Below are 25,633 nucleotides of genomic sequence, written 5' to 3'. Positions count from 1 at the left end.
AAAGAGAGCGTGTGATAGTGTTCTGGCTCCCGAAAGATGAGAATACGCCTGAGTACAGCAACCCGTATGCCAACTTGGTGCGCTTATTATCGCGAGTTGCGCTGTATGCCACTGGGCCCAGGATAAATTCACCTTCTGATTTAAGCTTAGTTTGCTTGCCGGAAAATTTCCTGCCGCAGAAAAAGCTTTTTTTAAGTCATATCAATGACTCAGTTATTGCCGGGATAACCAAATGCCTTGTCTGGCGCGGCCTGCGGGATAAAACGTCATCGTTCCGCCATGATTAATTCATAATTCCGCTATAAGTTATTCGATCTTGGTCGTTTTCCTTTGTAAAGATTAGGCACGCAACTAAATTTTCACATAAACTATCGCGGCTATTAACCCTGTAATTTATGGAAAAAGAACCAGTGAAGATTTCAAAACTCAAAACGCTAGCAATTATCGCTTCCGCAATGGTTTGTGCGCAAAGTGCTCAGGCGGGGACCTGGTCACTCGGTGCTGCCGCGCTGGTTAGTCCGGACGCGTATCGCGGTTATCAGGACCGCGTTTATCCGGTGCCCGTCATCGACTATGAAGGTGACGACTTCTACTTCCGTACTCTGACCGCCGGTTACTACCTGTGGAAAGATCAAGAAAACCAGCTGAGCATCATGGGTTACTACACGCCATGGGGCTACCGTCCGGGCGACAGCGACGACGATCGCATGAAGCGCCTCGACAAGCGTCGCGGCACGCTGATGGCCGGCCTGGCCTATTCGCACAACGCGGAATGGGGCACCCTTCGTACCACGTTCACCGGCGACACGCTGAACAACAGCAACGGGCTGGTGGGCGATGTTGCTTATCTGTACAAGTTTGATCTGGACGCGCTGACGCTGGTCCCGGGCGTGGGCGTGATGTGGAACAGCAAGAACCAGAACAAATATTACTACGGCGTCAGCGCCAATGAATCACGTCGCAGCGGCCTGGACAGCTACACCCCTGGCGATAGCTGGGCTCCGTATCTCGAGCTGAGCGCCAATTATCAGATCAACAAAAGCTGGAACGCCTTCTTCGTCGGCCGCTATGTGAAGTTGTCGGATGAAGTGAAAGACAGCCCGATGGTGGATAAATCTTACACCGGTTTGTTGATGACAGGTGTGAGCTACACCTTCTAATCACGCATTGCACAACTATCGTGCATGTCGTGCATCAAAAAGGGGCGCTGGCGCCCCTTTTGCACATCTGTAGTGCGCTTCCGCGCACGGTTCCTCAGGCCTTCTTACGACTGCGGAAGGTGACACCCAAACGGGCGGGTTGCTCGCCGGCAGCGACCAGCGGTTTGCTGACGCGCCCGGTCTCGATGCAGACCATGGTCTTGTAACCGTCGTTCGGCATATCCCCCATGCTGCAGGAGAGTTCCACGCCGGGGTTCCAGGCGATGACGTCGCTCATATGATGGTGGTGAACCTCGATGGTGCGAGCGAGTGCCGGATCGCGGATCTGGCTGAAAGCTTCCGGGCGGGTATAGACGCGGTCGGTTTGGCCGATGAATGTCACTTCACCCGTCTGATGCGCCTCTGCGCCGCCCGCCACCTTGTCGATATAAGGCTCGCCCAGGCCCGCCACGCTGACCCGATCGATGTCGCCGACCTGGAAGTAACTGTGCAGCGCCGCCGTGGCTTGATAATCGCCGTGCGATTCCAGCTCGATCTCGCACTCTTCACCCAGCTTGAAGCGAGCAATCAGCGTGAAGGCGTGCGGCCACAGTTTGCGGGTCTGCTCATTGTCTTTCAGCGTAAAGGTCAGGATGACGCCGTTCTCATCTTCATCGTGCGCCGTCAGGCTCCAGGGCTGGTTGCGGGCAAAGCCGTGGGAGGGTTGCGCCACCGGGCCGAACCACGGCCAGCAGATCGGCACGCCACCGCGGATGGCCTTGCCTGTGGCGAAAGGCGTGTTGTTGCTGAGCCAAATCACCGGCTGCTCACCGCTGGGCTGCCAGGCCAGCAAATGCGCGCCTTGCAGCGCGACGGCCGCGCGCACTTTCGGGTGCGACACCACAACCACGCCCAGCTCATCGAGTTGCCGCTGACTGATATAAGGAGAAATTTGTTCGGAAACGGGCAGGGTGAAAATTTTCTCGTTCATTTCATGACCTATTGTTTGCCGGAGATACAAATAAAAAAGGGCGACAAAAATGTCGCCCTCATTATCAGCTTAACATCATGCCATTACTTGGAGATGTGAGCGATCAGATCCAGAACCTTGTTAGAGTAGCCGGTTTCGTTGTCGTACCAGGAAACCAGTTTCACGAAGTTGTCGTTCAGTGCGATACCGGCTTTGGCATCGAACACGGAAGTCAGTACTTCGCCGTTGAAGTCGGTGGAAACCACGTCGTCTTCAACATAGCCCAGAACGCCTTTCATAGAGCCTTCAGCGGCGTCTTTGATGGCTTTCTTGATTTCTTCGTAGGTAGCCGCTTTTTCCAGACGCACGGTCAGGTCAACAACGGACACGTTAGGGGTCGGTACGCGGAACGCCATGCCGGTCAGTTTGCCTTTCAGCTCTGGCAGAACCACGCCAACCGCTTTCGCTGCGCCGGTAGAAGAAGGGATGATGTTCTGGGATGCGCCGCGGCCGCCGCGCCAGTCTTTGTGAGACGGGCCATCAACGGTTTTTTGAGTAGCGGTGGTGGCGTGAACGGTGGTCATCAGGCCTTCAACGATACCGAAGTTGTCGTTGATGACTTTAGCCAGTGGCGCCAGGCAGTTGGTGGTGCAAGAGGCGTTGGACACGATGTCCTGGCCGGCATATTTGTCAAAGTTGGCGCCGCGAACGAACATTGGGGTCGCATCTTTGGATGGGCCAGTCAGAACCACTTTTTTAGCGCCGGCGGTGATGTGTTTACGCGCGGTTTCGTCGGTCAGGAAGATACCGGTCGCTTCAGCAACCACATCAACACCCACTTCGTTCCACTTCAGGTTAGCCGGGTCTTTCTCTGCGGTAACACGGATGGTTTTGCCATTAACAACCAGGTGGCCGTCTTTAACTTCTACCGTACCGTTGAAACGGCCGTGAGTAGAGTCATACTTCAGCATGTAAGCCATGTACTCTGCGTCCAACAGGTCGTTGATTGCAACGATCTCGATGTCAGAACGCTCTTGAGCAGCACGGAAAACAATGCGACCGATACGGCCAAAACCGTTGATACCTACTTTGATAGTCATATATTCCACCAGCTATTTGTTAGTGAATAAAAGGTTGGTTGTAAAATTACAAAAACCTTACCCAGCGTCAAGCGGAATCGTGTCAATACTTGCGGCAAGTCAAACCGGAAGGGTGGTTTTGCACGCTTATTGCACAGTCCATTTGCGCTCGGCCTCATCCGTTATATGGGGACAAGCCGCCAAGTATAAAGTCAGCATACGCAAGATGTGTGATCTTTATCACATATCATCGTGACGTGGCCTTTATGGGCTACAGTTTAGGCCAAAAACCCCTGCAGCGGTGTTAATTTTTTGTTATTATTAATCATTGTTTTCGTTGACATTATCCACATTCAGAGATAAGCACAAATGGCTAAAGAGACAACCCCCGGTCATCCGGTCACGGAACTGAATGAAATCCAACGTTATGTGACGCAACAGCGTGGCACCGAAGCGCCGTTCAGCGGCAAATTGCTGCACAACAAGCGCGAGGGCGTGTACCATTGCCTGTGCTGTAACCAGCCGCTGTTCTATTCCGAAACCAAATACGATTCCGGCTGCGGCTGGCCGAGCTTTTATGAGCCGGTTTCCGCCGATGCAATCCGTTATCTTGATGATAATTCACATAATATGCATCGTGTTGAAATCCGCTGCGGCCACTGCGACGCGCATCTGGGGCACGTTTTCCCTGATGGCCCGCAGCCGACTGGCGACCGCTACTGCGTCAACTCCGCCTCGCTGAGTTTCACCGATGGCGAAAATGGCGACCAAACGGCCGGTTAAGTGGTAATTTAATCAACAAAATCGATTCAGCTAATTATTCATCTGTAAGCGAGAAGGGCTCTGATGGACGTGAAAGATCTGATTGCGGCGATGACGCCCGAGATATACCAGCGCCTGGTGCAGGCGGTTGAGCTGGGCAAGTGGCCGGACGGCGTGGCGCTGACGCCTGAGCAGAAGGAAAACAGCCTGCAGGCGGTGATGCTGTGGCAGTCGATGAACAACGTCGATCCGCAGCACATGAGCATCGGCACCGACGGGCAGATCGTGATGAAGAGCAAGCAAGAACTGAAGCAGCAGTTTGTTGCCGAGCCGCTGGTCAAACTTAAACCGCAGTAAGCTGTCCCTAAAGCGGGGCGATGTCGCCATCGCCCCCGTCGATTTACCGTTTCTCGCCTTTTATTCCCAGCGACTCCGCCAGCTGTTGCGCCAGCCGGTTATTGTCGTCCGCGCCGTACTCCCAGAACATCGCTCCCCCCAATCCCTGGCTTTTGATGTACTCGGCTTTGATAGCCACCGAACGCGGGTTCTCGTAGGAGATGGCGAACAGCGGTTTGCCTTCGGCGGATTGCAGCGTCAGGTATGGCACTTTGGCGTCGTCATCCCAGTGTTCGCGAAAACGCTGCTGCGGATCGTTGAGCAATTTGCTGACGATATCGTGGTATTTAAAGTAAGTGTCTTTGCTGAGATCCAACCCCAGCGTGCGGAACAGAGCGGTTTCTCGCGCACTGAAATAAGGCTGCGTCACCGGATGTTTGGCGGCGTCCGGCTTGTCCCAGTCGATGCCCGGCTCGGTCGCTCGTTTCGGCACCCGGCCGTAGAAACCGATACCCAGGTTCATCTGCGCCGGTTTTAATCCGGCGGCCAGATAATGTTTTACCACGGAATCGGCGCTGTAGCGGTCGGCGGCGGCTACGGTTGGCCAGCGCTTTGAATCGTACAGGTTGGCATTGAAGTACTGCGTGCCGTAAGCCATGTCGTAGGTCATCAGATTGATGTAGTTGAGGTAAGGGGCAATGCTTTTCACATCGACCCATTCCTGCGGGCTTTTGACGTTGGCCCCGACGGCGATGGTTAACAGCTTGCCTTTACCCAGCGCCTGATGAAGCTCTCTCAGCAGCAGGGTGAAGTTGTCGCGGTCTGCCGGTTGGCTTTCCACCAAACCCCAGGCGCCGTTTACCGGGTATTCCCAGTCCAGATCGATCCCATCCAGCCCGTACTGCTCGATCACCTGCACCGCGGAGCGAATGAAAATCGCCCGGTTTCCCGCGGTGGCGGCAGCGCCGGAGAAACCGCGTGCGCCCCAGCCGCCGATCGACAACAGCACTTTCAGCTCGGGGTTCTGTTTGCGCAGCACCGGCAGCCGTTGCAAATCGGCCGTGACTTTCGGCGACAGGTAGATCTGGTGGCGGCGAGCGGGGTCTTTCAGCGCCGCATTGGTTTCGTCTTTCTCGTCGTTGTAGATCAGGCCAAACGAATAGTTGAGATGGGTGATTTGCGTCACGTCCAGCTTGTCGATGTCACCACCGGGGCCGGCGGTAACGTCGCCGCCGCCGTTGAAGTAGCCGACGGAGAGATAGGCCGCCTGGGCCGTGCTTGCGCCGGCCATAGCCAATTGCACCGCCGCCAGCAAAGGCAGCAGTTTTCGGGTTATTTTCATGTCTGTCTCCTTGTGGTCGGCAAGGCCGACCGTACCGCCAGGGGCGGGCACAATAAAGCCGGGCTCAGTGGGCCCCGGATGCGTATAACCGATTGACGCCAAAAGCGTCGCAGCCATAACAGCAAAAGCGCCTGCCGGTCACAAGCCGTTGGGGAAGAAGAAAGGTGGTATTGTGAGCGGCGTCGATAATTTCGCCGCTGCGTAGAGAGGGCGCCGGTGGCGCCCGAGAGGATTTAGTTGGCGAGAAACTGTGACAGGGTAACTAGCTGTGCGCCGGCGCGCGCCATGTCCTGCAGCGCTTGCTCACTGTCGCCCGGCTGCAGATTCACGCCGCGGCAGCCGTCGACGATCACCTGCGTCGGATAGCCGGCAGCCAGTGCATCCAGCACGCTGAACTTCACGCAGTAGTCGGTCGCCAGGCCCATGATCGCCAGCCGCCGGACGCCCTGCGATTGCAGCCAATCGTGCAGTTCGGTCTGCGCCCGGTGGCCGTTATCGAAGAACGCGCTGTAGCTGTCGATGCTCGTATCCTGCCCTTTGCGAAAAACGGCATCGATGTGTTGCCGCTGCAATTGAGAATGAAAATCGGCGCCGTGGCTCCCTTGCACGCAGTGCACCGGCCACCACACCTGCGGCAGACCTTCCAGCTCGCCGAGGGTGCCGACCTGCGCATGGGAGTTCACCGCAAAGCTGCGGTGATTGGCGGGATGCCAGTCCTGGCTGGCCACCACCGGCTCGCCCCGCGCCAGGCAGGCGGCGATCGCCTGATTGGCGACCGGAATGACGGCGTCGCCCTCCGTGACCGCCAGCGCGCCGCCGGGGCAGAAATCGTTTTGCAGATCGATCAACAACAGGGCCGTTTTCATCGCCGCTCCAGAGTTCAGTAAGTTAACCGTTGATGCTTAGCTCGCCGCGCAGATCTTGCTGCATCAGGGCGCGGATTTGTTCCGGCGTCAGCGGCTGGCTCAACAGATAGTGCAGCTTGGTCAGGGCGGCTTCCACCGTCATGTCGAAACCGCTGATCACCCCGGCATGCGCCAGCGCGTTGCCGGTGGCGTAGCCTTCCATATTGACGCGCCCGGAGATGCACTGCGTCAGGTTGACCACCACGATGCCGCGTTCAGAGGCCGCACGCAACTCGTCGATCAGCTCGGCCTTTTGCGGCGCGTTACCGACGCCGTAGGAGCGCAGGATCAGCGCCTTGACCGGCTGCAACAGGAAATTACGCACCACCGCGCCGGAAATGCCCGGATAGATGGTGACCACGCCGATCGGCTGCGGCGTGATGTCATGCACCTGCAACGCGCCGTTGCAAGCCGGGCTGTCGATGCCTTGCTGGCGGCGAATATGGATGCCGGCTTCCAGCAGCGGCGGCAGATTGGGGGAAGCGAAGGCGTCGAAGCCGTCGGCGTGCGCTTTGGTGGTGCGGTTGCCGCGGAACAGCTTGTTGTTGAAGAACAGGCTGACTTCGTTCACCGGATGGTTGGCCGCCAGGTACAGTGCATTCAGCAGATTGGTTTGGCCATCGGAGCGCAGCTCCGCCAGCGGAATCTGCGAGCCGGTGACGATCACCGGTTTGGCCAGGTTCTCCAGCATGAAGGAGAGCGCCGAGGCGGTGAACGCCATGGTATCGGTGCCGTGCAGGATCACGAAGCCGTCGTAGCGATCGTAGTTCTGTTTGATGTCGTCGGCGATGTGCTGCCAGTCTTCCGGCGTCATATCCGAGGAATCGATGAGCGGCGCGTATTCATGAATGGTGAAATCCGGCATCTCCGGCCGATGGAATTCCGGCATCAGCGCCAGCTGACGCTGCAGGTGGCCGGAAACCGGAATATAGCCGTGCTCGGAACGCTGCATGCCGATGGTGCCGCCGGTGTAGGCGACGTAAATGGATTTCTTTTGCATGGTTATGATTTTAACAAAGATAAGATGGGCTGAATTATAGGGACATGGCGGCAGAAAAAAAGCCCGGCGGTGGCCGGGCTGCAGAATTATTTGTTAGCGGACTTCTCCGCAGGTGAGACAGATCGCATAACGGTTTTGCGGATCGTTCAGGTTATTGAACAAGCCAGGTTGTTCTTTCACCGCGTTGGCGACCGAAGCCAGCGGGGCGGGCAGCATGGCCTGAATCGCGGCCGGCAGCATGGCGTGAATGGAAACGCCAAACTGGCTGAGCACCATATCGCTCAGGCTTGGGGTATCGACGAACCAGTCGAGCTGCCACTGCTGCAGCTTTGCCAGCTCGGCGGCTTTCTTCACCGCGTCGTCGAAATCGCCCAACTGATCGACCAGGCCGTTGGCCTTGGCGTCGCTGCCGAGCCAGACGTGACCCTGTGCGATTTGGTCAACCTGCTGCGGGGTCATCTTGCGTGATTTGGCGACCAGATCGAGGAAGTTCTTATACCCGTTTTCGATATTCAGCTGCATCATCTGCGAGAACTCCTGCGGCAGCGCCTTGGTGACCGCGATATCGGCCAGCGGCGAGGTCGCCACGCCGTCGGTGTGCACACCCAGCGTATCCAGGGTTTTCTCGTAGGTATTGATGATGCCGAAAATGCCGATAGAACCGGTCAGGGTGCTCGGGCTGGCGATGATATAGTCGGCCGGCGTCGAGACCCAGTAGCCGCCCGACGCGGCCATGCCGCCCATCGACACCACCACCGGTTTGCCGGCGGCGCGCACGGCGGCCAGCTCGGAGCGGATCACTTCGGACGCGCTGACGCTACCGCCTGGGCTGTTGACGCGGAACACCACGGCCTTGACGGCCGGATCCAGGCGCGCCTGGCGCAGCTCGGCGGCGGTGGTGTCCCCCCCGACGTTGCCCGGCGTCTGCGGGCCGTCCATGATGGCGCCGTTGGCGAACACCACGGCGATCTTGCCGCCCTGGTTGGCGTCCGGCTTCGGCTGGTAGTCGTAGATGCTGATGGCGTTGAAATCGTTCGCCTGTTTGTCCCAGCCGAAGGTCTTGACCAGCTGATTTTCGATCGCGGTGCGCGACGCCAGCTCGTCCACCAGCTTATTGTCCAGCGCATAGCGGGCGGTGTCGCCACCGGCCGCCTGCAGGCCGCTCAGCACGCCGGCTGCGCCCGGGAACAGCTGCTGCGGCGTCAGTTGGCGGTTGGCGGCCACGGTCTCCAGGTAGTTCTGCCACAGGCCGCCGATCCAACGGCTGTCCGCTTCGCGCGCCGCCGGGGACATATCGTCGCGGATCAGCGGTTCGACCGCCGATTTATAGGTGCCGACGCGGAAGATATTGGTGGTGACCTTGAGCATGTCCAGCAACGACTTGTAATACAGGTTGTTGGTGGCGAAACCGTGCAGATCGACCGCGCCCTGCGGCGACAGGAAGACCTTGTTGGCGTAGCTGGCCAGGTAGTATTGCGTTTGGTTGTAGCTGTCGCCGATGGCGAAGATCGGTTTGCCGCTGTCGCGGAACTCGCGCAGCGCTTTGCCGATATAGCGCAGCGACGGCTGATCGGCGCCGGCGAAGTCATTCAGCTGCAACACCATGCCGGTAATGTTTTTGTCGTCTTTGGCCTTGCGGATGCTGTCCACCACGTCGAACAGCGAGTTCTCCTGCAGGCGGCTGCTGGAGGCGCCCAACAGTTCACGCCCCCATTGCCGCACCCGATTGTTTACCGAAGGCTGATCGACCACCACGCCGCTTAAATCGACCAACAGCGCGCCGCGCGCCGGGGCCGTCGAGGTGGAGGAACTTTGGAAGGACAGATAGATGCCGACCCCAACCAGGATCAGCAGGACCAGGAACAGGTTAAGGATCAGTTCCCTGATAAAATTCAGCAGACGCCATGTCCACCGGAAAATGCCGGCAATAATTTGCCACAATGTGCGCATGTGCTCTCCAACAAGAGTCGAGAATGTTCCGCTATCCTAATGAGCGGCCGGGTAAATGTCAGCTTTAAATCGTGGCACACAGACGCTATCGCCGAGGCTGTAACTCGCCGTTTAGCTATGTTAACGTGGCCGGAATGAAAATTGTTATCAGGAGTTTACGATGGATGCTCTGGATCTTTTATTGAATCGTCGCTCGGCTTCGCGCCTGGCGGAACCGGCGCCGGCGGGGGAAGTGCGCCAAAACATCATCAACGCGGGCCTGCGTGCGCCCGATCACGGTGCGCTGCAGCCGTGGCGTTTCGTGATGATCGAGAATCAGGGCCTGGAGCGCTTCAGTCAGCTGCTGCAGGCGGCGGCGAAGCAGGATCAGTTGGATGAAGCGGCGATCGAAAAAGCCACCAAGGCGCCGTTCCGCGCACCGCTGATCATCACCGTCATCGCGCATTGCACTGAAGAGACCAAGGTGCCGCGCTGGGAGCAGGTGGTTTCCGCCGGTTGCGCCGTGCAGGCGATGCAGATGGCGGCGCTGGCGCAGGGCTTTAACGGCATCTGGCGCACCGGCGCCTGGACCGAGCATGCGCTGGTGCGTGAAGCCTTCGGTTGCCGCGAGCAGGACGAGATCGTCGGTTTCCTCTATCTGGGCACGCCGCAGCTGAAGGCCGCCACTAAAGTGACGCCGCCGGACAGCACGCCTTTCGTCAGCTATTTCTAAGTATTATCCAACGGGGCGCGGCGAAAATGCGCCAAACCCCGCAAAATTGCATGGTTTCTGAGCAGGCCGTTCGCTTATCGGCGGCCCGCTCTTATCAATCCCCTCGGCAAGCGCTACCCTATGTTATCTTGAGTGCCGTTATCGAAGGGAGTGGACTATGACATCGCCAGCGATCCGTTTAACCCAGTACAGCCATGGCGCTGGCTGCGGCTGCAAAATCTCACCGAAAGTTCTCGAAACCATCCTGCACAGCGAGCGGGAAAAATTTGTCGATCCGCGTCTGTTGGTCGGCAATGAAACCCGCGACGACGCGGCGGTGTATGACATCGGCAACGGCGTCGGCATCATCAGCACTACCGACTTCTTCATGCCGATCGTCGACGATCCGTTCGATTTCGGCCGTATCGCCGCCGCTAACGCCATCAGCGACGTGTACGCCATGGGCGGCAAACCGATCATGGCGATCGCCATTCTCGGCTGGCCGATCGCCAAACTGCCGCCGGAGGTGGCGCAGCAGGTGATCGACGGCGGACGTTTCGCTTGCCAGCAGGCGGGGATCGCGCTGGCCGGCGGCCATTCCATCGATGCGCCGGAACCTATCTTCGGCCTGGCGGTCACCGGCGTGGTCAATACCGAGCGAGTGAAAAAGAACAGCGCCGCACAGGCCGGGGCGCAACTCTATTTGACCAAGCCGCTGGGCATTGGCGTGCTGACGACCGCCGAGAAGCAAAGCAAGCTGCGCCCTGAACATCAAGGGCTGGCGACGGACGTGATGTGCCGTCTTAACAAGCCGGGCGCCGACTTTGCCGAAGTGGCGGGCGTCACGGCGATGACCGACATCACCGGCTTTGGCCTGTTGGGCCACCTGAGCGAGGTTTGTCAGGGCTCCGGTCTGCAGGCGACGGTCTGGTTCGATCGGGTGCCGAAGCTGCCGGATGTCGAGGCGTATATCGCCGAGGGCTGCGTGCCGGGCGGCACCGGGCGCAACTTCGACAGTTACGGCCATCTTGTGGGCGAGATGAGCGATTTGCAGCGTCAGCTGCTGTGCGATCCGCAAACCTCCGGCGGTTTGCTGTTGGCGGTATTGCCGGAGGCGCAGGCGCAGGTGCTGGCGATTGCCGAGCAGCACGGCATCACGCTCAATTCTATCGGTGAGCTGCATGCCGCACAGGCAGGTAAACCGCTGATCGAGGTTGTGTAGTGTCCAAGATGCAAGGCAGGCCGGACAGCGCCGATTATCAACGCATTTTTCTGCAGGACGTGCCGCTGATTGACGTGCGTGCGCCGATCGAGTTTCAGCAGGGCGCCTTCGCTCAGGCGGTGAACCTGCCGCTGATGGTCGACAGCGAGCGGCAGGCGGTGGGCACTTGCTATAAGCAGCATGGTCAGCAAGCGGCGATCGCGCTCGGCCACAGTCTGGTGAACGGCAAACTGCGCGAACAGCGCACCGCCGCCTGGCTGGCGGCCTGTGCGCAGCGGCCCGAAGGCTATCTCTATTGCTTCCGCGGCGGTCTGCGCTCACAGCTGGTGCAGCAATGGTTGCATGAGGCCGGCGTCGAGTACCCGCGTATCATTGGCGGTTATAAGGCGCTGCGCAATTATCTGCTCGGCGTGTTGGCGCAAAGCGCGGCATTGCCGATGGCCCTGGTGGGCGGCAATACCGGCAGCGGCAAGACGCTGTTGGTCAACGAACTGGCCGACGGCGTCGATCTGGAAGGCGCGGCGCGCCATCGCGGTTCATCTTTTGGCCGAACGCTGGCGGGGCAAAGCTCACAGATCGATTTTGAGAATCGTCTGGCTGTGTTATTGCTGAAAAAACAGCATGGTGGCAGCCGCCGTTGGGTGCTGGAAGACGAAGGGCGGATCATCGGCAGCAACAATCTGCCGTTGCCGTTGTTCAACGGCATGCAGCAGGCGCCGGTGGCGGTGATCGACGATCCGTTTGATATTCGCCTGGCACGCCTGCAGGCCGAATATATCGACGGGATGCGCGAACAGTTCGAACAGGCCTATGGCGTGGAAGAAGGCTGGCGGCAGTACGACGACTATCTGCATCACGGCCTGTTCGCCATTCGCCGCCGGTTGGGCCTGGAGCGCTTCCAGCAGCTGACGCAGCGGCTGGAAGCGGCGTTGCGGGCACAGCGTCTCAGCGGCCAGGGTGACGCGCACAGCGAGTGGTTGGCGCCCTTGTTGCAGCAGTACTACGATCCGATGTATTGCTATCAGTTGGAAAAGAAAGCCCAGCGGATCGTCTTCCGTGGGAACTATGCAGAAGTAAGAGAATTCTTGATGACGTTCAGCCAGAAAAACGGTGATTAATGCGACTGTTCATAGCCGAGAAACCGAGTTTGGCGCGCGCCATTGCCGACGTATTGCCCAAGCCGCATCGCCGCGGCGACGGGTATATCGCCTGTGGCAACAACGATGTGGTGACCTGGTGCGTCGGCCACCTGTTGGAGCAGGCTCAGCCTGACGCTTATGACAGCCGCTATGCGCGCTGGTCGTTGGCAGACCTGCCGATCATTCCTGAAAAATGGCGGTTGCAGCCGCGGCCTTCGGTCAGTAAACAGCTCAACGCCATTAAAAAGTTGCTGCTTGAAGCCGATGAAGTGGTTCACGCCGGCGACCCGGATCGCGAAGGGCAGCTGCTGGTGGATGAGGTGCTGGACTACCTGGATCTGACGCCGGAAAAACGCCAGAACGTGCGCCGCTGTCTGATCAACGATCTCAACCCGCAGGCGGTGGAGCGCGCGGTTGAACGCCTGCGCGACAACCGTGACTTCATCCCGCTGTGCGTGTCTGCGCTGGCGCGTTCGCGCGCCGACTGGCTGTACGGCATCAATATGACCCGCGCTTATACGCTGCTGGGCCGCAACGCCGGTTACGACGGCGTGCTGTCGGTAGGCAGGGTGCAGACGCCGGTGCTCGGATTGGTGGTACGGCGTGATGAAGAGATCGAAAACTTCGTGCCGAAAGACTTCTTTGAGGTCAAGGCGCACATCGTCACGCCGAAAGAAGAGCGTTTCGTGGCGCTGTGGCAGCCCAGCGAGTCGTGCGAGCCTTATCAGGACGAAGAGGGGCGTTTGCTGCACCGGCCGTTGGCGGAGCATGTGGTCAAGCGCATTGAAGGCCAGCCGGCTCTGGTCACGTCTTATAACGATAAACGGGAATCGGATACCGCGCCGCTGCCGTTTTCGCTCTCCACGCTGCAAATCGAAGCGGCCCGGCGTTATAACCTCAGCGCGCAACAGGTGCTGGACGTTTGCCAGCGGCTGTACGAAACCCACAAGTTGATTACCTATCCGCGTTCCGACTGTCGCTACCTGCCGGAAGAGCATTTCGCCGGCCGCCACGCGGTGCTGAACGCCATCAGCGTGCACCAGCCCGAGCTGTATCCGCAGCCGGTGATCGACAGCGATCGCCGCAACCGTTGCTGGGACGATAAAAAGGTCGACGCGCACCACGCCATCATTCCCACCGCCCGCGCCGGCAAGATTAATCTGACGCAGGATGAGCGGAACGTGTATGGGCTGGTGGCGCGCCAGTATCTGATGCAGTTCTGTCCGGATGCGGTATTCCGCAAATGTGTGATCGAGCTGGATATCGCCGGCGGCAAATTTATCGCCAAGGCGCGATTCCTGGCGGAGGCCGGCTGGCGTACGCTGCTGGGCAGCAAGGAGCGTGACGAGGAGAACGAAGGTGCGCCGCTGCCGGTGGTGGCTAAAGATGATGAGCTGTTGTGCGAGCGCGGTGAAGTGGTGGAGCGCCAGACGCAGCCGCCGCGGCCGTTTACTGACGCCAGCCTGTTGTCGGCCATGACCGGCATCGCGCGGTTCGTACAAGATAAAGCGCTAAAGAAAATCCTGCGGGCGACCGATGGTTTAGGTACGGAAGCGACGCGAGCGGGGATCATCGAATTGCTGTTCAAGCGGGCGTTTCTGTACAAGAAGGGACGCTATATTCACTCCAGCGAAACCGGGCGCGCGTTGATTCACTCGCTGCCGGATCTTGCTGCGCGCCCTGATATGACGGCCAACTGGGAAGCCACGCTGACGCAAATCAGCGAGAAATCCTGCCGCTATCAGGACTTTATGCAGCCGTTGGTCGGCACGCTGCAAGAGCTGATTTATCAGGCCAAGCAGAGCCGGGCGAGCATGGCGTTTCGTGGATTGCCGCCGCCGCCCTCCAGCGGAGGCAAAAAACGCAGGAAAAGCGCCGGCAAGGCGCAGGAGAAGAGTGAATGAAGCGTGGACTCACTGGTGTATTGGCTGCCGCGGCCCTGATGTTTTCCGGCCTGGCCGCCGCCAATCGCGGCGATGTGGACGTGGTGCTACCGGTTTCGCCGGAGATCTGGGGCGCGGCCAAAAGCGGCGACAATCCGCCGTCGGCGCAGCCCTGCAGCCGTTGTTGCGTCTACCAGAATCAGAACTATTCCGAGGGGGCGGTGCTCAAAGTCGAAGGGGAAGTGCTGCAGTGCGTGCGTGAGCCTAATACTATCGGCACCAACCCCTTGATTTGGGTACGATTGAAGAAGTGACGATGTAACCTGTCACCGCGCTCAGCGCGCCTCGCCTTGCGCGGCGAGATAATCCGCCAACAGTGGAACGTCAGCGGGCGCCAGGGGGTATTCCTGCGCCTGTTGCGGCGTGACCCAGACCAGCGCCGAATGGCAGCGCTGTTGCAGTTCACCGGAGAACTCCGCGACTCGCCAGGCATGCAGTCGGATGATGCGTTCGCCTTGCCGCCACTGATTGCTGCCCACATAGTTACCGATACGGGCGTTAATCCCCAATTCTTCATCCAGCTCGCGCGTCAGCGCCTCCGGCTGGCTTTCGCCGGTTTCTACCTTACCGCCGGGAAACTCCCACAGGCCGGCTTGATCGCTGCCTGCGCCGCGCTGGGCCAGCAAAATACGCCCATTTTGTTCCAGAATGGCGGCTACTACGTCGATAATTTTCATCGGCTTCACAGAATAAAACCCCGGCGAGCGCCGGGGGATGGGGTTACAGCGTGAATTCCGCCCAGACCGGCGCATGGTCGGAAGGTTTCTCCATGCCGCGGGTTTGGTAATCAATGCCGGTGGCGATGCAGCGCGAAGCCAGCGGGGTGCTGGCCAGCAGCAGATCGATACGCAGGCCGCGATTGTCGTCGAACCCTTTGGAGCGGTAGTCGAACCATGAAAACTCGTCGTTGCGCCCCGGGTTGGCGTGGCGATAGGTATCCACCAGGCCCCAGTTCAGCAGGCGATCCATCCATTCGCGCTCTTCCGGCAGGAAGGAGCACTTGCCGGTGCGCAGCCAGCGTTTGCGGTTGTCTTCGCCGATGCCGATATCGTAATCACTCGGGCTGATATTCATGTCACCCATGATCAGCACCGGGGATTCCGCCGACAGCTGCTGCTCCAGGTAGTTTTGCAGATCCTGATAAAAGCGTGTTTTAGCCGGGAATTTGATCGGATGGTCGCGGCTTTCACCTTGCGGGAAGTAGCCGTTGATCACCGTCAGCGTGCCCTGCGGCGTAGCCAGATCGGCCATGATGATGCGACGCTGCGCGTCTTCTTCATCGGTTGGGAAACCGCGGCGCACGGCCAGGGGCTCCGCTTTGGTCAGCAGCGCCACGCCGTAATGGCCTTTTTGCCCGTGATAGAACACGTGATAGCCGTGCTGGCTGACTTCTTCCAATGGGAACATGTCATCGTGAACTTTGGTTTCCTGCAGACCGATCACGTCGGGCTGGTGCTGTTCGATAATTGCCGCCAGCTGATGCGGACGCGCGCGCAGTCCATTGATATTAAAAGAGACAAACTTCATGAGCGGTGCCGTTTTCACGAGAAAAATGTGCTGTGATAGTAGCAGAGTTTGGCGGGAAATGTAACGCAGACAGCGGCAGGACCGCTGACTGCGCCGCGGGTTTATTTCGCCCAGCGGTCGTAATTTTTAGGTTGATAGTCGTCAAACTGTTGCAGCAGCGTCTGTGCCGATTCGCTGATGTGCAGGGTGCCGAGATAGTCGTGACGCATAAAACCCTGATCGGCGACGTGCTCGAGGAACTGGCTCAGCGGGCGGTAGAATCCGTTGACGTTCAGCAGGCCGACCGGCTTATTGTGATAGCCGATTTGCCCCCAGGTCCAGATTTCAAACAGCTCTTCCAGCGTGCCGATGCCGCCGGGCAGGGCGATAAAACTGTCCGCCAGCGCTGCCATACGGGCTTTGCGCGTATGCATGTCTGGCACCACTTCCAATTCAGTCAGGCCGCGATGCGCCGTTTCCGCTTCAACCAGGCGCTCGGGGATAATGCCGACCGCTTCACCGCCTGCGGCCAACACCGCGTCTGCCACGATCCCCATCAATCCTTTTTTGCCGCCGCCATAGATTAAACGGCGCCCCTGTGCGGCCAGCAGTTGCCCCAGTTGACGAGCCTGCTCGGCATAAGCGGGATTGACGCCTTCGCTGGCGCCACAAAAAACGCAAATATTGTTTCGCATCCACCTGTTCCTTACTGCACTAAAGAAGCCAGTGGTATAGCGAATTGTCGGCCGGAGTTCAAGTTACGGCTGGGAGAGAGGAGATAAAACATCAAGGTGAAAGCGGCGATAAGGGGAGATAAGGGGAGATAACTTGATTTATTGATACGAGAACATTGGATGCAACGTGTTTTAAGTAGGGTTTGGAATTTTCTGCAAAAGGTGGTGGTGGGGGAAGGATGATTCGTCGCTGCGCGACTCACCCTGCGGGCCGCGCTGAAGCGCGTTGTCTCACTGCGTGAGACTCGAACCTTGGTCGAAGCTTCTCATCCTTCCCCAATGCGGAGCATTATGGAAGTGATGTGCTTTTAATTAGGTTCGGGGATTTTCTGCAAAAGGTGGTGGTGGGGGAAGGATGATTCGTCGCTGCGCGACTCACCCTGCGGGCCGCGCTGAAGCGCGTTGTCTCACTGCGTGAGACTCGAACCTTGTCGAAACTTCTCATCCTTCCCCTGTGCGGAGCATTATGGAGGCGATGTGCTTTTAACTCAGTTTTGGGATTTTCTGCAAGAGATGGTGGTGGGGGAAGGATTCGAACCTTCGAAGTCTGTGACGGCAGATTTACAGTCTGCTCCCTTTGGCCGCTCGGGAACCCCACCATGGTATTCATGGATTTACAAATTGTTGTTCCGGTTTTACCCGGAAGAAACCTGGCCGGTTTCTTTACTGCGTCTTCGCTCCTGGCAGAGAGAAGATGGTGGTGGGGGAAGGATTATTCGTCACTTCGTTCCTCACCCTTCGGGCCGCGCTAAAGCGCGTTATCCTTCCCTTTCTGATTCGCTTTAACCCAATGCGTATCAGCAACGAAAAGATGGTGGTGGGGGAAGGATTCGAACCTTCGAAGTCAGTGACGGCAGATTTACAGTCTGCTCCCTTTGGCCGCTCGGGAACCCCACCATATACATGGCTATTTAACTGGCCTTGCTTGCGAGAGCGCTGTCTCGGTAAGCGGGGCGCATCATATCAAATGAAGCGGATGTGTAAAGCATTGAAATGCAGAAAATGAATCGTTTGCCGTTTTTTTATTCTTGGCGGTGCATCCCTGAACGAAATGCACCGATTTATTGAACGATTACAGAATAACGGTGCGATTGCCGTAGACGAAGACGCGCTGCGCCAACACCTGATACAGGGCCCGGCTGAGCACGTTTTTCTCCACGTCGCGGCCGGCGCGCATCATATCCTCGGCGGAATAGGTGTGATCGACGTGGATCACGTCCTGCATGATGATCGGGCCTTCGTCGAGATTGTCGTTAACGTAATGGGCAGTGGCGCCGATGATTTTTACCCCGCGCTCGTAGGCCTGGTGATAAGGTCGTGCGCCGATAAACGCCGGCAGGAACGAATGGTGAATGTTGATTACCTGATTCGGATAATGTTGCACGAAGGCCGGGGTCAGCACGCGCATATATTTGGCCAGCACCACGTAATCCGGCTGATATTGATCGATCTTGGCCGTCATTTCGCGGTCGTGCTGTTCGCGCGTCAAGCCTTCGTGGCTCACCAGATGGAAAGGAATATCGAAACGCTCCACCAGCGTTTGCAGCGTGTCGTGGTTGCCGATTACGGCGGCGATCTCAACATCGAGGCCGCCATAGGCGCTTTTCATCAACAGATCGCCCAGGCAGTGCGCCTCTTTGGTGACCAGCACCACGATGCGCCGGCGCCCTGTGCTGTGCAGTTCACGCAGTGAACCTTCCGGCAGGGCGCTGTCCAGATCGGCCAGCAGCGTGTTGTCGTTGAAAATGCCTTCCAGTTCGGTGCGCATGAAGAAACGCCCGGTGCGGTGATCGACGAACTCATTGTTCTGGACGATATTGAGTTCGTGCTTGTAACAGATGTTGGTGATCTTGGCGATCAGCCCTTTGGCGTCCGGGCAGATGGTGCGTAACACTTTCCGTTGTACATTTTGGTGTGGCATGGGTTTGAGGATCCTGTCTGATACTGAACGGCCTGTCTGCGCAGGCGTAAACGTGAAGCGCCGGCCGATTAGCGCCCGCAGCACTTCTTGTATTTTTTCCCTGAGCCACAGGGACACATCGCATTTCGGCCGGGCTGGGGTTTGGTGCCGTCGATATAATACCAACGTTGATCGCGACGAAGGAAGCGCGAGCGCTCATGCATCGTCTGCGGCTCGCCGCTTTCGCCATCGGTGAAACGGGCGATGAATTCGACGAAGCCTTCATCCGGCTCATGACCGGCTTTCTCTTCCACGATCGTCAGGCCCAGCCACTCGGTATTCTTAAAACTGTCGACGATGGCATTGCGCCACGCTTCGGCGCCGCAGTCGGGGTGCCAGGTGGCGATCAGATAGTCGACGTTATGATTCACGTAGGCGGTGAAGCGTGAACGCATCAGTTGGCCGGGCGTCGGCGCCGGTTGACTGCCGCTGATAAAAGGGGCGCAGCACGCGTTATACGCCAGTCCGCTGCCGCATGGGCATGATTCGGGCAAAATGACTCCTGAGAAAACGAGGCTGAAAATGAATTTAGCGCATATGTTACCTAACAATATTCGTCAGTGACAATCTACCCTGAAAGCAGAGAACACCGTTTACCGAGAGGATGACGCGATGCGGCAAATCAAGATCGGACTGGCGCTGGGAGCGGGCTCGGCTAAAGGCTGGGCGCACATCGGCGTGATCAATGCGTTAAAGAAGCTGGGGATTGAGGTCGATATCGTTGCCGGCTGCTCTGTCGGCGCGTTGGTGGGCGCCGCGTTCGCCAGCCATCGCCTGCCGGCGATGGAGCAGTGGGTGCGATCGTTCAGCTATTGGGACGTGATTCGCCTGATGGATTTTTCCTGGCAGCGCGGCGGCCTGTTGCGCGGCGAGCGGGTGTTTAACGCCGTTGGACAGCTGCTGAAGATCAATGATATCGCCGATTGTGCGTTGAAGTTCGGTGCCGTGACGACCAATCTCAGTACCGGCCGTGAGCTGTGGCTGACCGAAGGCGATATTCATCAGGCGATACGCGCCTCCTGCAGCATGCCCGGCCTGTTGGCGCCGGTATGGGCCGACGGCTATTGGCTGGTGGATGGCGCGGTGGTCAATCCGGTGCCGGTGTCGCTTTGCCGCGCCATGGGCGCCGATATCGTCATTGCGGTCGATCTGCAGCATGACGCGCACCTGATGCAGCAGGATCTGTTCTCGATACGTATCGAGGAAGAAAGCCCGGACGATGCGCCTGCGGCTACCTGGCGCGGGCGTCTTCGGGAACGCGTCGGCAGAATGCGCAAGCGCAAACCGGCTACGGCGCCGACGGCGATGGAGATTATGAGCACATCGATTCAAATGCTGGAGAATCGCCTGAAGCGCAACCGGATGGCGAGCGATCCGCCGGATGTCTTGATCCAGCCTTTTTGCCCGCAAATCTCAACGCTGGATTTCCACCGCGCCGATGAAGCGATCGAGGCGGGGTTGCTGGCGGTTGAAAAACAACTGGATCGGTTGTTGCCGTTGATAAAAAATAGATAATTCTCGGTTCTTGGTTGGCAATGCGCAGTTGGTCTGTTTCAGACGAGCATAAGTGACCTTTTTGAGCCACTATTACACTATGGAAAGGGACGAGGCTCGGCTGATGGCATTACCACTCACTCACAAGCGCATCTTGATCGTTGAGGACGAACAGGTTTTTCGTTCCGTGCTGGTCGGTTATCTGACCTCGCTGGGCGCTGAAACCGGCGAGGCGACCAACGGTTTACAGGCGCTGAGTGCCGTCGATGACTTCAAGCCGGATCTGATTCTGTGCGATCTCGCGATGCCGGAAATGGGCGGTATCGAATTCGTTGAACACCTGCGTTTGCAGGGGCTGCAGATCCCGGTACTGGTGATCTCGGCCACCGACAAGATGGCGGACATCGCCAAGGTGCTGCGGTTGGGCGTGCAGGATGTGCTGCTCAAGCCGCTGACCGATCTCAATCGCCTGCGTGAAGCGGTGCTGGCGTGCTTATACCCCAATATGTTCACCTCCCAGGCGATTGAAGAGGTTGAACTGTTTCAGGATTGGGATGCGTTGAGCAAAAATCCTTCCGAAGCCGTCAAACTGCTTAAGCAACTGCAGCCGCCGGTACAGCAGACCATTGCGCATTGCCGGATCAACTATCGGCAGTTAACCACCGGCGAAAATCCCGGCCTGGTGCTGGATATCGCCGCCTTGTCAGAAAAGGATCTGGCATTCTATTGTCTGGACGTCACGCGCGCCGGCGATAATGGCGTATTGGCGGCGCTGCTGTTGCGCGCATTATTTAATGGGCTGCTGCAGGACCATCTGGCTAATCAACAGCATCGTTTGCCGCAAATGTCGGCATTGTTAAAGCAGGTTAATCAATTATTGCGGCAGGGGAAATTGGACGGTCAATTCCCTCTGTTGTTGGGATATTATCACGCCGAAAATAAAAACCTGATTCTGGTTTCCGCCGGGCTGCATGCCAACGTCAATACCGGTGACAATCAAATCCAGCTGAGCAACGGCGTGCCACTGGGGACGCTGGGGGCTACCTACATGAATCAGATCAGCCAGCGTTGTACCGCCTGGCAATGTCAGGTATGGGGCAGCGGTGGCCGATTGCGACTGATGCTCAGCGCTGAATAGCAGGCAGCGATCGGCGCGATCTTAAGCTATTTACTTATCTGTAATTAAACCGTTTATTTATTCTCCGGATTATCCGAACGGGTAATAGTCCTAAATGTTTTCTATTTGTGTTCTGGTTAATGCTCGGCGCGCATAAGCTGGTATACTCCGAAGGTTTTTTTATATCGAGCCCACGCTCATAAAATGAGCGCTTTAGCTTTAAGAGAGGAAATAATGCCTGCTGTAAATCGCAAAGTCAGAAAAGCCGTGATCCCGGTTGCAGGCTTGGGTACGCGGATGTTGCCGGCCACCAAAGCCATTCCGAAAGAAATGCTGCCGCTGGTTGATAAACCTCTGATCCAATACGTCGTCAATGAGTGCATTGCGGCGGGGATTAACGAGATTGTGCTGGTCACCCACTCCTCCAAGAACTCGATCGAAAACCATTTTGATACCAGTTTCGAACTCGAAGCGATGCTGGAAAAACGCGTCAAGCGCCAATTGCTGGACGAAGTGCAGTCGATCTGCCCGAAAGGCGTTACCGTGATGCAGGTTCGTCAGGGTAATGCCAAAGGCCTGGGGCACGCGATTATGTGTGCCTACCCGATGGTGGGCGATGAACCGGTCGCGGTGGTGCTTCCGGACGTGATCCTCGACGAATACAGCGCCGATCCGAAAAAAGACAACCTGCACGAAATGCTGCAGCGCTTCGAAGCCACCGGCGTCAGCCAGATCATGGTTGAACCCGTGCCGCATAAGGATGTCGGAAACTACGGCGTAGCCGACTGTAAGGGCGTTGATTTGCAACCGGGCGAAAGCGCGCCGATGGTCAGCGTGGTTGAGAAACCGTCGCCGGATAAAGCCCCTTCCAACCTGGCGATTGTCGGTCGTTATGTGTTGTCCGCCGATATTTGGCCGCTGTTGGCGAAAACGCCTCCAGGCGCCGGCGATGAAATTCAGCTGACTGACAGCATCGAAATGCTGATGCAGCAGGAAACGGTGGAAGCGTATCACCTGAAAGGCGTGAGCCATGACTGCGGTAACAAACTGGGTTACATGCAGGCCTTCGTGGAGTACGGCATGCGTCATGCCAGCCTGGGCAAAGAGTTTTCTCAGTGGCTGCAACAGGTTGTTGCCGCTGACAAGAAGTAATTTGATCTTTCGTCTTAATTTGAAAAACTAGGATTTTCACATGAAAGTAACAGTTTTTGGTATTGGTTATGTGGGGCTGGTACAGGCCGCCGTGCTGGCTGAAGTTGGCCATGATGTTATGTGCATCGATGTTGACGAACGAAAAGTCGAGAACCTGAAAAAAGGGAATATCCCGATTTTTGAACCGGGTCTGACGCCGCTGGTACAGCAAAACTATGAGGCTGGGCGCCTGCATTTCACCACCGATGCCAAAGCGGGCGTGGCGCACGGGAATATCCAGTTTATCGCCGTCGGTACGCCGCCGGATGAAGACGGTTCCGCCGATCTGAAATATGTCACCGCGGTGGCGCGCACCATCGCCGAGCACATGACCGATCGCAAAGTGGTGATCGACAAATCTACCGTGCCGGTCGGTACGGCGGACAAAGTGCGTCAGGTGATGGCGGAAACGCTGGCAAAACGCGGCAGCAACGTGCCGTTCGACGTGGTGTCCAACCCTGAATTCCTGAAGGAAGGCGCTGCGGTGGCTGACTGCATGCGCCCTGAGCGCATCGTGATCGGCACCGATAATAAAGAGGTGATCGAGCCTATTCGCGAGCTGTACGAGCCGTTTAACCGCAATCACGATCGTATGATCATGATGGATATCCGCAGCGCGGAGCTGACCAAATATGCCGCCAACTGCATGCTGGCGACCAAAATCAGCTTTATGAATGAAATGTCCAACCTGGCGGAAATGTTGGGCGCGGACATTGAGAAAGTGCGTCAGGGCATCGGTTCCGATTCACGCATCGGTTATCACTTCATCTATCCTGGCTGTGGCTACGGTGGTTCTTGCTTCCCGAAAGATGTTCAGGCGCTGATCCGCACGGCGGAGCAGATCGGTTACCAACCGAAGCTGTTGCAGGCGGTAGAGCAGGTCAACTACCAACAAAAAGACAAGCTGAACAGCTTTATCAAAGACTATTTCGGCAGCGATTTGAAGGGCAAAACCTTCGCACTGTGGGGTCTGGCGTTCAAGCCGAATACCGATGACATGCGTGAAGCGTCCAGCCGTGTGCTGATGGAGCAGCTGTGGGCTGCCGGCGCCACCGTTCAGGCCTACGATCCGGAAGCGATGAACGAAGTTCAGCGCATCTATGGCCAGCGCGACGACTTGAAGCTGATGGGTACCAAAGAGGCTGCGTTGCACGGCGCCGATGCTCTGGTGATCTGCACCGAATGGCAGAATTTCCGCGCACCGGACTTTGATGTGATCAAGGGCGCGTTGAAGCAGCCGGTGATCTTCGATGGACGTAACCTGTACGATCCTGAGCGTTTGGCGAATCGCGGCTTTACCTACTATGCGATTGGCCGCGGTGCCTCGATTAAACCGGTTATTTAAGGAGTGGGCATGAAATTCCTGGTTACAGGCGCCGCAGGGTTTATTGGTTATCACGTTGCAGAGCGTTTGTTGACCGCCGGGCATCAGGTTGTCGGCATCGATAACCTGAATGACTATTATGACGTGGGCCTGAAAATGGCCCGTCTGGACAGACTGGCGGATAAGCCGGGATTCCGCTTCATCAAGTTGGATTTGGCCGATCGTGAAGGCATGGCGACATTGTTCGCCGAGCATCAGTTCCAACGAGTCATTCATTTGGGTGCCCAAGCCGGCGTGCGTTACTCGCTGGTCAACCCGTTGGCTTATGCGGACGCTAACCTGATCGGTCATTTGAACGTTCTGGAAGGCTGCCGTCATAATAAGGTCGAGCATTTACTTTACGCTTCCTCCAGTTCTGTTTATGGCCTCAATCGCAAGTTGCCGTTTGCTACCGAAGATTCGGTCGACCACCCTGTGTCACTGTATGCGGCAACCAAAAAAGCCAATGAGCTGATGTCACACAGTTACGCTCATTTATACGGTCTCCCGACGACGGGGCTACGCTTCTTTACCGTATATGGTCCCTGGGGGCGTCCGGATATGGCGCTGTTCAAGTTTACCAAGGCCATATTGGCGGGGGAGAGTATCGATGTATATAACCACGGTGAAATGCACCGTGACTTTACTTACATTGATGATATCACCGAGGCGATTGTGCGGCTGCAGGCGGTTATTCCGCAGGCAGATCCGTCATGGACCGTTGAACAGGGATCGCCGGCGACCAGTTCCGCGCCGTATCATGTTTATAATATCGGCAATAACACCCCCGTTAAACTGATGGAATATATCACGGCGTTGGAGCAGGCTTTGGGGCTAACTGCCCGCAAGAATATGTTGCCAATGCAACCTGGCGACGTGATGGATACCAGCGCGGATACCGCGGAGCTTTATCGTGACATTGGTTTTAAGCCGGAAACCAGCGTTGAAGAAGGGGTGAAGCGCTTTGTTGATTGGTATAAGGCATTCTACCAGGTTCAATAATTGAACGAGGGTATATGCGACAAAGGGGCCTTAGGGCCCTTTTTTATCGTTGGAACCTCATGCAAGGAACAAAATGCGAATTAGGATATTTACTAAAAGGAAAGGGATGAGGCAGGATCGCGGCGATAAGCTTTAAAATGAAAAGGCCCCCCGCAGGGAGCCTTTCAGATACGGGCCGAATCGCTATTACAGCAGGAAATCGTCCAGAGATTTACCTTGCTCTTCGATAGCTTTCTTAATCACCGCTGGAGTACGGCCTTGGCCGGTCCAGGTTTTCAATTCGCCGTTTTCGTCTTTATATTGGTATTTAGCAGGACGTGCTGCGCGTTTTGCTTTACCGGCAGCCTTGTTGGCAGCCATGGTTTGCAGCAGTTCATTCGGATCGATACCGTCAGCAATCAGCATTTCGCGGTATTGCTGCAGTTTACGGGTGCGTTCTTCGATTTCTGCTTGAGCCTGGCTGTCTTCTTCGCGACGTTCGTTCACAACAACTTCCAGTTTCTCGAGCATTTCTTCCAGCGTTTCCAGTGTGCATTCTCTTGCCTGGGCGCGCAGAGTGCGGATGTTGTTCAAAATCTTTAATGCTTCGCTCATTGTCCTAGTCTCAAATTATATTGGTGGGGGGCGTCTCGATAATAATAGAGTGCTATTTTCTTTTCTGCAATAGCCAAATTGACTTGAATACTCAAATTTACCTTTTAAAAATCCGTTAATCGGATCTGTCCGACTAATATAGGAAGGGCTGTTAACTATTACCCTTGTCGCACTTAAGTCAAAATTTCAGCAGG

Annotated in this window: 26 protein-coding genes, 2 tRNA genes and 2 other RNA genes; 14 read left to right on the top strand and 16 right to left on the bottom strand. The window is 57.1% G+C overall.

From position 1 onward, the window contains the following. Positions 1-11: 11 nt before the first annotated feature. Together GT753_RS09600 and GT753_RS09595 are read left to right on the top strand one after the other, a co-directional pair. The gene (locus GT753_RS09600; protein ID WP_160125553.1) at positions 12-287 is read left to right on the top strand and encodes a hypothetical protein; all 276 of its coding nucleotides are present in this window, start codon (positions 12-14) and stop codon (positions 285-287) included. Positions 288-395: 108 nt separating this feature from the next. After that, the gene (locus GT753_RS09595) at positions 396-1,160 is read left to right on the top strand and encodes a MipA/OmpV family protein (RefSeq protein WP_015378103.1); all 765 of its coding nucleotides are present in this window, start codon (positions 396-398) and stop codon (positions 1,158-1,160) included. A 94-nt stretch (positions 1,161-1,254) separates the two neighbouring features. Here the strand turns inward: GT753_RS09595 and GT753_RS09590 are convergent, their stop codons facing one another. Continuing rightward, on the bottom strand, positions 1,255-2,130 hold the full coding sequence (locus GT753_RS09590) for a D-hexose-6-phosphate mutarotase (protein ID WP_021503854.1): 876 nt from the start codon (positions 2,128-2,130) through the stop codon (positions 1,255-1,257). 83 nt (positions 2,131-2,213) lie between these two features. Further along, complete coding sequence (gapA, locus tag GT753_RS09585; protein ID WP_004932222.1) at positions 2,214-3,209, bottom strand: glyceraldehyde-3-phosphate dehydrogenase; 996 nt, start codon at positions 3,207-3,209, stop codon at positions 2,214-2,216. 348 nt (positions 3,210-3,557) lie between these two features. Between gapA and msrB the strand changes: the two genes are divergently transcribed. Both msrB and GT753_RS09575 read left to right on the top strand, forming a co-directional pair. After that, positions 3,558-3,971 (top strand): peptide-methionine (R)-S-oxide reductase MsrB, encoded by a 414-nt coding sequence (gene msrB, locus GT753_RS09580; protein WP_004932219.1) that lies wholly within the window; start codon positions 3,558-3,560, stop codon positions 3,969-3,971. A 63-nt stretch (positions 3,972-4,034) separates the two neighbouring features. Next, complete coding sequence (locus GT753_RS09575; protein WP_004932218.1) at positions 4,035-4,307, top strand: YeaC family protein; 273 nt, start codon at positions 4,035-4,037, stop codon at positions 4,305-4,307. A gap of 43 nt (positions 4,308-4,350) precedes the next feature. On the opposite strand, the gene GT753_RS09570 is transcribed toward GT753_RS09575, so the two are convergent. The 4 genes from GT753_RS09570 to sppA form a co-directional block, all read right to left on the bottom strand. Beyond that, positions 4,351-5,628: a glycoside hydrolase family 18 protein gene (locus GT753_RS09570; protein ID WP_015378101.1), complete on the bottom strand. Its 1,278-nt coding sequence runs from the start codon at positions 5,626-5,628 to the stop codon at positions 4,351-4,353. Between the two features lie 233 nt (positions 5,629-5,861). Then, positions 5,862-6,494 carry a bifunctional nicotinamidase/pyrazinamidase gene (gene pncA, locus GT753_RS09565; protein WP_015378100.1) on the bottom strand — a complete coding sequence of 211 codons (633 nt, stop codon included), beginning with the start codon at positions 6,492-6,494 and terminating at the stop codon, positions 5,862-5,864. Between the two features lie 22 nt (positions 6,495-6,516). Next, complete coding sequence (ansA, locus tag GT753_RS09560) at positions 6,517-7,533, bottom strand: asparaginase (RefSeq protein ID WP_004932210.1); 1,017 nt, start codon at positions 7,531-7,533, stop codon at positions 6,517-6,519. Positions 7,534-7,626: 93 nt separating this feature from the next. Next, positions 7,627-9,483 carry a signal peptide peptidase SppA gene (gene sppA / locus GT753_RS09555; RefSeq protein WP_044031094.1) on the bottom strand — a complete coding sequence of 619 codons (1,857 nt, stop codon included), beginning with the start codon at positions 9,481-9,483 and terminating at the stop codon, positions 7,627-7,629. A 160-nt stretch (positions 9,484-9,643) separates the two neighbouring features. Between sppA and GT753_RS09550 the strand changes: the two genes are divergently transcribed. The 5 genes from GT753_RS09550 to GT753_RS09530 all read left to right on the top strand — a co-directional run bounded on the left by GT753_RS09550 (position 9,644) and on the right by GT753_RS09530 (position 14,732). Continuing rightward, complete coding sequence (locus GT753_RS09550) at positions 9,644-10,195, top strand: NAD(P)H nitroreductase (RefSeq protein WP_004932204.1); 552 nt, start codon at positions 9,644-9,646, stop codon at positions 10,193-10,195. Positions 10,196-10,352: 157 nt separating this feature from the next. Then, entirely contained in the window at positions 10,353-11,396 is a 1,044-nt protein-coding gene (gene selD / locus GT753_RS09545) for a selenide, water dikinase SelD (RefSeq protein ID WP_118891967.1), read from the top strand. Between the two features lie 8 nt (positions 11,397-11,404). Further along, positions 11,405-12,514 carry a tRNA 2-selenouridine(34) synthase MnmH gene (mnmH, locus tag GT753_RS09540; RefSeq protein WP_160125686.1) on the top strand — a complete coding sequence of 370 codons (1,110 nt, stop codon included), beginning with the start codon at positions 11,405-11,407 and terminating at the stop codon, positions 12,512-12,514. Next, complete coding sequence (locus tag GT753_RS09535; protein ID WP_021503851.1) at positions 12,514-14,439, top strand: DNA topoisomerase III; 1,926 nt, start codon at positions 12,514-12,516, stop codon at positions 14,437-14,439. Before mnmH ends, GT753_RS09535 begins: the two co-directional genes overlap by 1 nt. Then, positions 14,436-14,732: a YnjH family protein gene (locus GT753_RS09530; RefSeq protein WP_004932195.1), complete on the top strand. Its 297-nt coding sequence runs from the start codon at positions 14,436-14,438 to the stop codon at positions 14,730-14,732. The genes GT753_RS09535 and GT753_RS09530 overlap by 4 nt, the downstream gene beginning before the upstream one ends. Before the next feature lie 21 nt (positions 14,733-14,753). Here GT753_RS09530 and GT753_RS09525 read toward each other — a convergent pair whose 3' ends face one another. The 9 genes from GT753_RS09525 to GT753_RS09485 form a co-directional block, all read right to left on the bottom strand. Then, positions 14,754-15,155, bottom strand: a complete 402-nt coding sequence (locus GT753_RS09525; RefSeq protein WP_004932193.1) for a pyrimidine (deoxy)nucleoside triphosphate diphosphatase — start codon at positions 15,153-15,155, stop codon at positions 14,754-14,756. A gap of 43 nt (positions 15,156-15,198) precedes the next feature. Next, complete coding sequence (gene xthA, locus GT753_RS09520; RefSeq protein WP_004932192.1) at positions 15,199-16,005, bottom strand: exodeoxyribonuclease III; 807 nt, start codon at positions 16,003-16,005, stop codon at positions 15,199-15,201. A 101-nt stretch (positions 16,006-16,106) separates the two neighbouring features. Continuing rightward, positions 16,107-16,679, bottom strand: coding sequence for a TIGR00730 family Rossman fold protein (locus GT753_RS09515; protein ID WP_004932190.1), 573 nt, complete (start codon positions 16,677-16,679; stop codon positions 16,107-16,109). A 202-nt stretch (positions 16,680-16,881) separates the two neighbouring features. After that, positions 16,882-17,009, bottom strand: a non-coding RNA gene (locus GT753_RS09510) — RtT sRNA. 48 nt (positions 17,010-17,057) lie between these two features. Beyond that, positions 17,058-17,184: non-coding RNA, RtT sRNA (locus GT753_RS09505), on the bottom strand. 48 nt (positions 17,185-17,232) lie between these two features. Next, positions 17,233-17,317, bottom strand: a tRNA-Tyr gene (locus GT753_RS09500). A gap of 213 nt (positions 17,318-17,530) precedes the next feature. After that, positions 17,531-17,615, bottom strand: a tRNA-Tyr gene (locus tag GT753_RS09495). Positions 17,616-17,790: 175 nt separating this feature from the next. Then, entirely contained in the window at positions 17,791-18,639 is an 849-nt protein-coding gene (gene purU / locus GT753_RS09490; RefSeq protein ID WP_004932187.1) for a formyltetrahydrofolate deformylase, read from the bottom strand. Between the two features lie 68 nt (positions 18,640-18,707). Continuing rightward, complete coding sequence (locus GT753_RS09485) at positions 18,708-19,172, bottom strand: YchJ family protein (RefSeq protein ID WP_004932183.1); 465 nt, start codon at positions 19,170-19,172, stop codon at positions 18,708-18,710. Between the two features lie 118 nt (positions 19,173-19,290). Here GT753_RS09485 and rssA point away from each other — a divergent pair, with 118 nt between their 5' ends. The 5 genes from rssA to GT753_RS09460 all read left to right on the top strand — a co-directional run bounded on the left by rssA (position 19,291) and on the right by GT753_RS09460 (position 24,845). Continuing rightward, positions 19,291-20,193, top strand: coding sequence for a patatin-like phospholipase RssA (gene rssA / locus GT753_RS09480; protein ID WP_015378095.1), 903 nt, complete (start codon positions 19,291-19,293; stop codon positions 20,191-20,193). Positions 20,194-20,296: 103 nt separating this feature from the next. Continuing rightward, the gene (gene rssB / locus GT753_RS09475; protein ID WP_004932178.1) at positions 20,297-21,310 is read left to right on the top strand and encodes a two-component system response regulator RssB; all 1,014 of its coding nucleotides are present in this window, start codon (positions 20,297-20,299) and stop codon (positions 21,308-21,310) included. A gap of 213 nt (positions 21,311-21,523) precedes the next feature. Continuing rightward, positions 21,524-22,441 (top strand): UTP--glucose-1-phosphate uridylyltransferase GalU, encoded by a 918-nt coding sequence (galU, locus tag GT753_RS09470; RefSeq protein WP_015378094.1) that lies wholly within the window; start codon positions 21,524-21,526, stop codon positions 22,439-22,441. A 40-nt stretch (positions 22,442-22,481) separates the two neighbouring features. Then, positions 22,482-23,825, top strand: coding sequence for a UDP-glucose/GDP-mannose dehydrogenase family protein (locus GT753_RS09465; RefSeq protein ID WP_004932175.1), 1,344 nt, complete (start codon positions 22,482-22,484; stop codon positions 23,823-23,825). Between the two features lie 9 nt (positions 23,826-23,834). Next, a complete protein-coding gene (locus tag GT753_RS09460) occupies positions 23,835-24,845 on the top strand; it encodes an NAD-dependent epimerase (protein WP_015378092.1) in 1,011 nt (336 codons plus the stop codon). A 186-nt stretch (positions 24,846-25,031) separates the two neighbouring features. Here the strand turns inward: GT753_RS09460 and hns are convergent, their stop codons facing one another. After that, positions 25,032-25,439 carry a histone-like nucleoid-structuring protein H-NS gene (hns, locus tag GT753_RS09455; RefSeq protein ID WP_004932170.1) on the bottom strand — a complete coding sequence of 136 codons (408 nt, stop codon included), beginning with the start codon at positions 25,437-25,439 and terminating at the stop codon, positions 25,032-25,034. Positions 25,440-25,633: the final 194 nt, after the last annotated feature.

This window comes from Serratia sp. Z4, from assembly GCF_009900725.1.
Lineage (GTDB): Bacteria > Pseudomonadota > Gammaproteobacteria > Enterobacterales > Enterobacteriaceae > Serratia > Serratia nematodiphila.
Note: the sequence above shows the minus strand (reverse complement) of the source record. Positions and strands in the feature narration are given on the sequence as shown.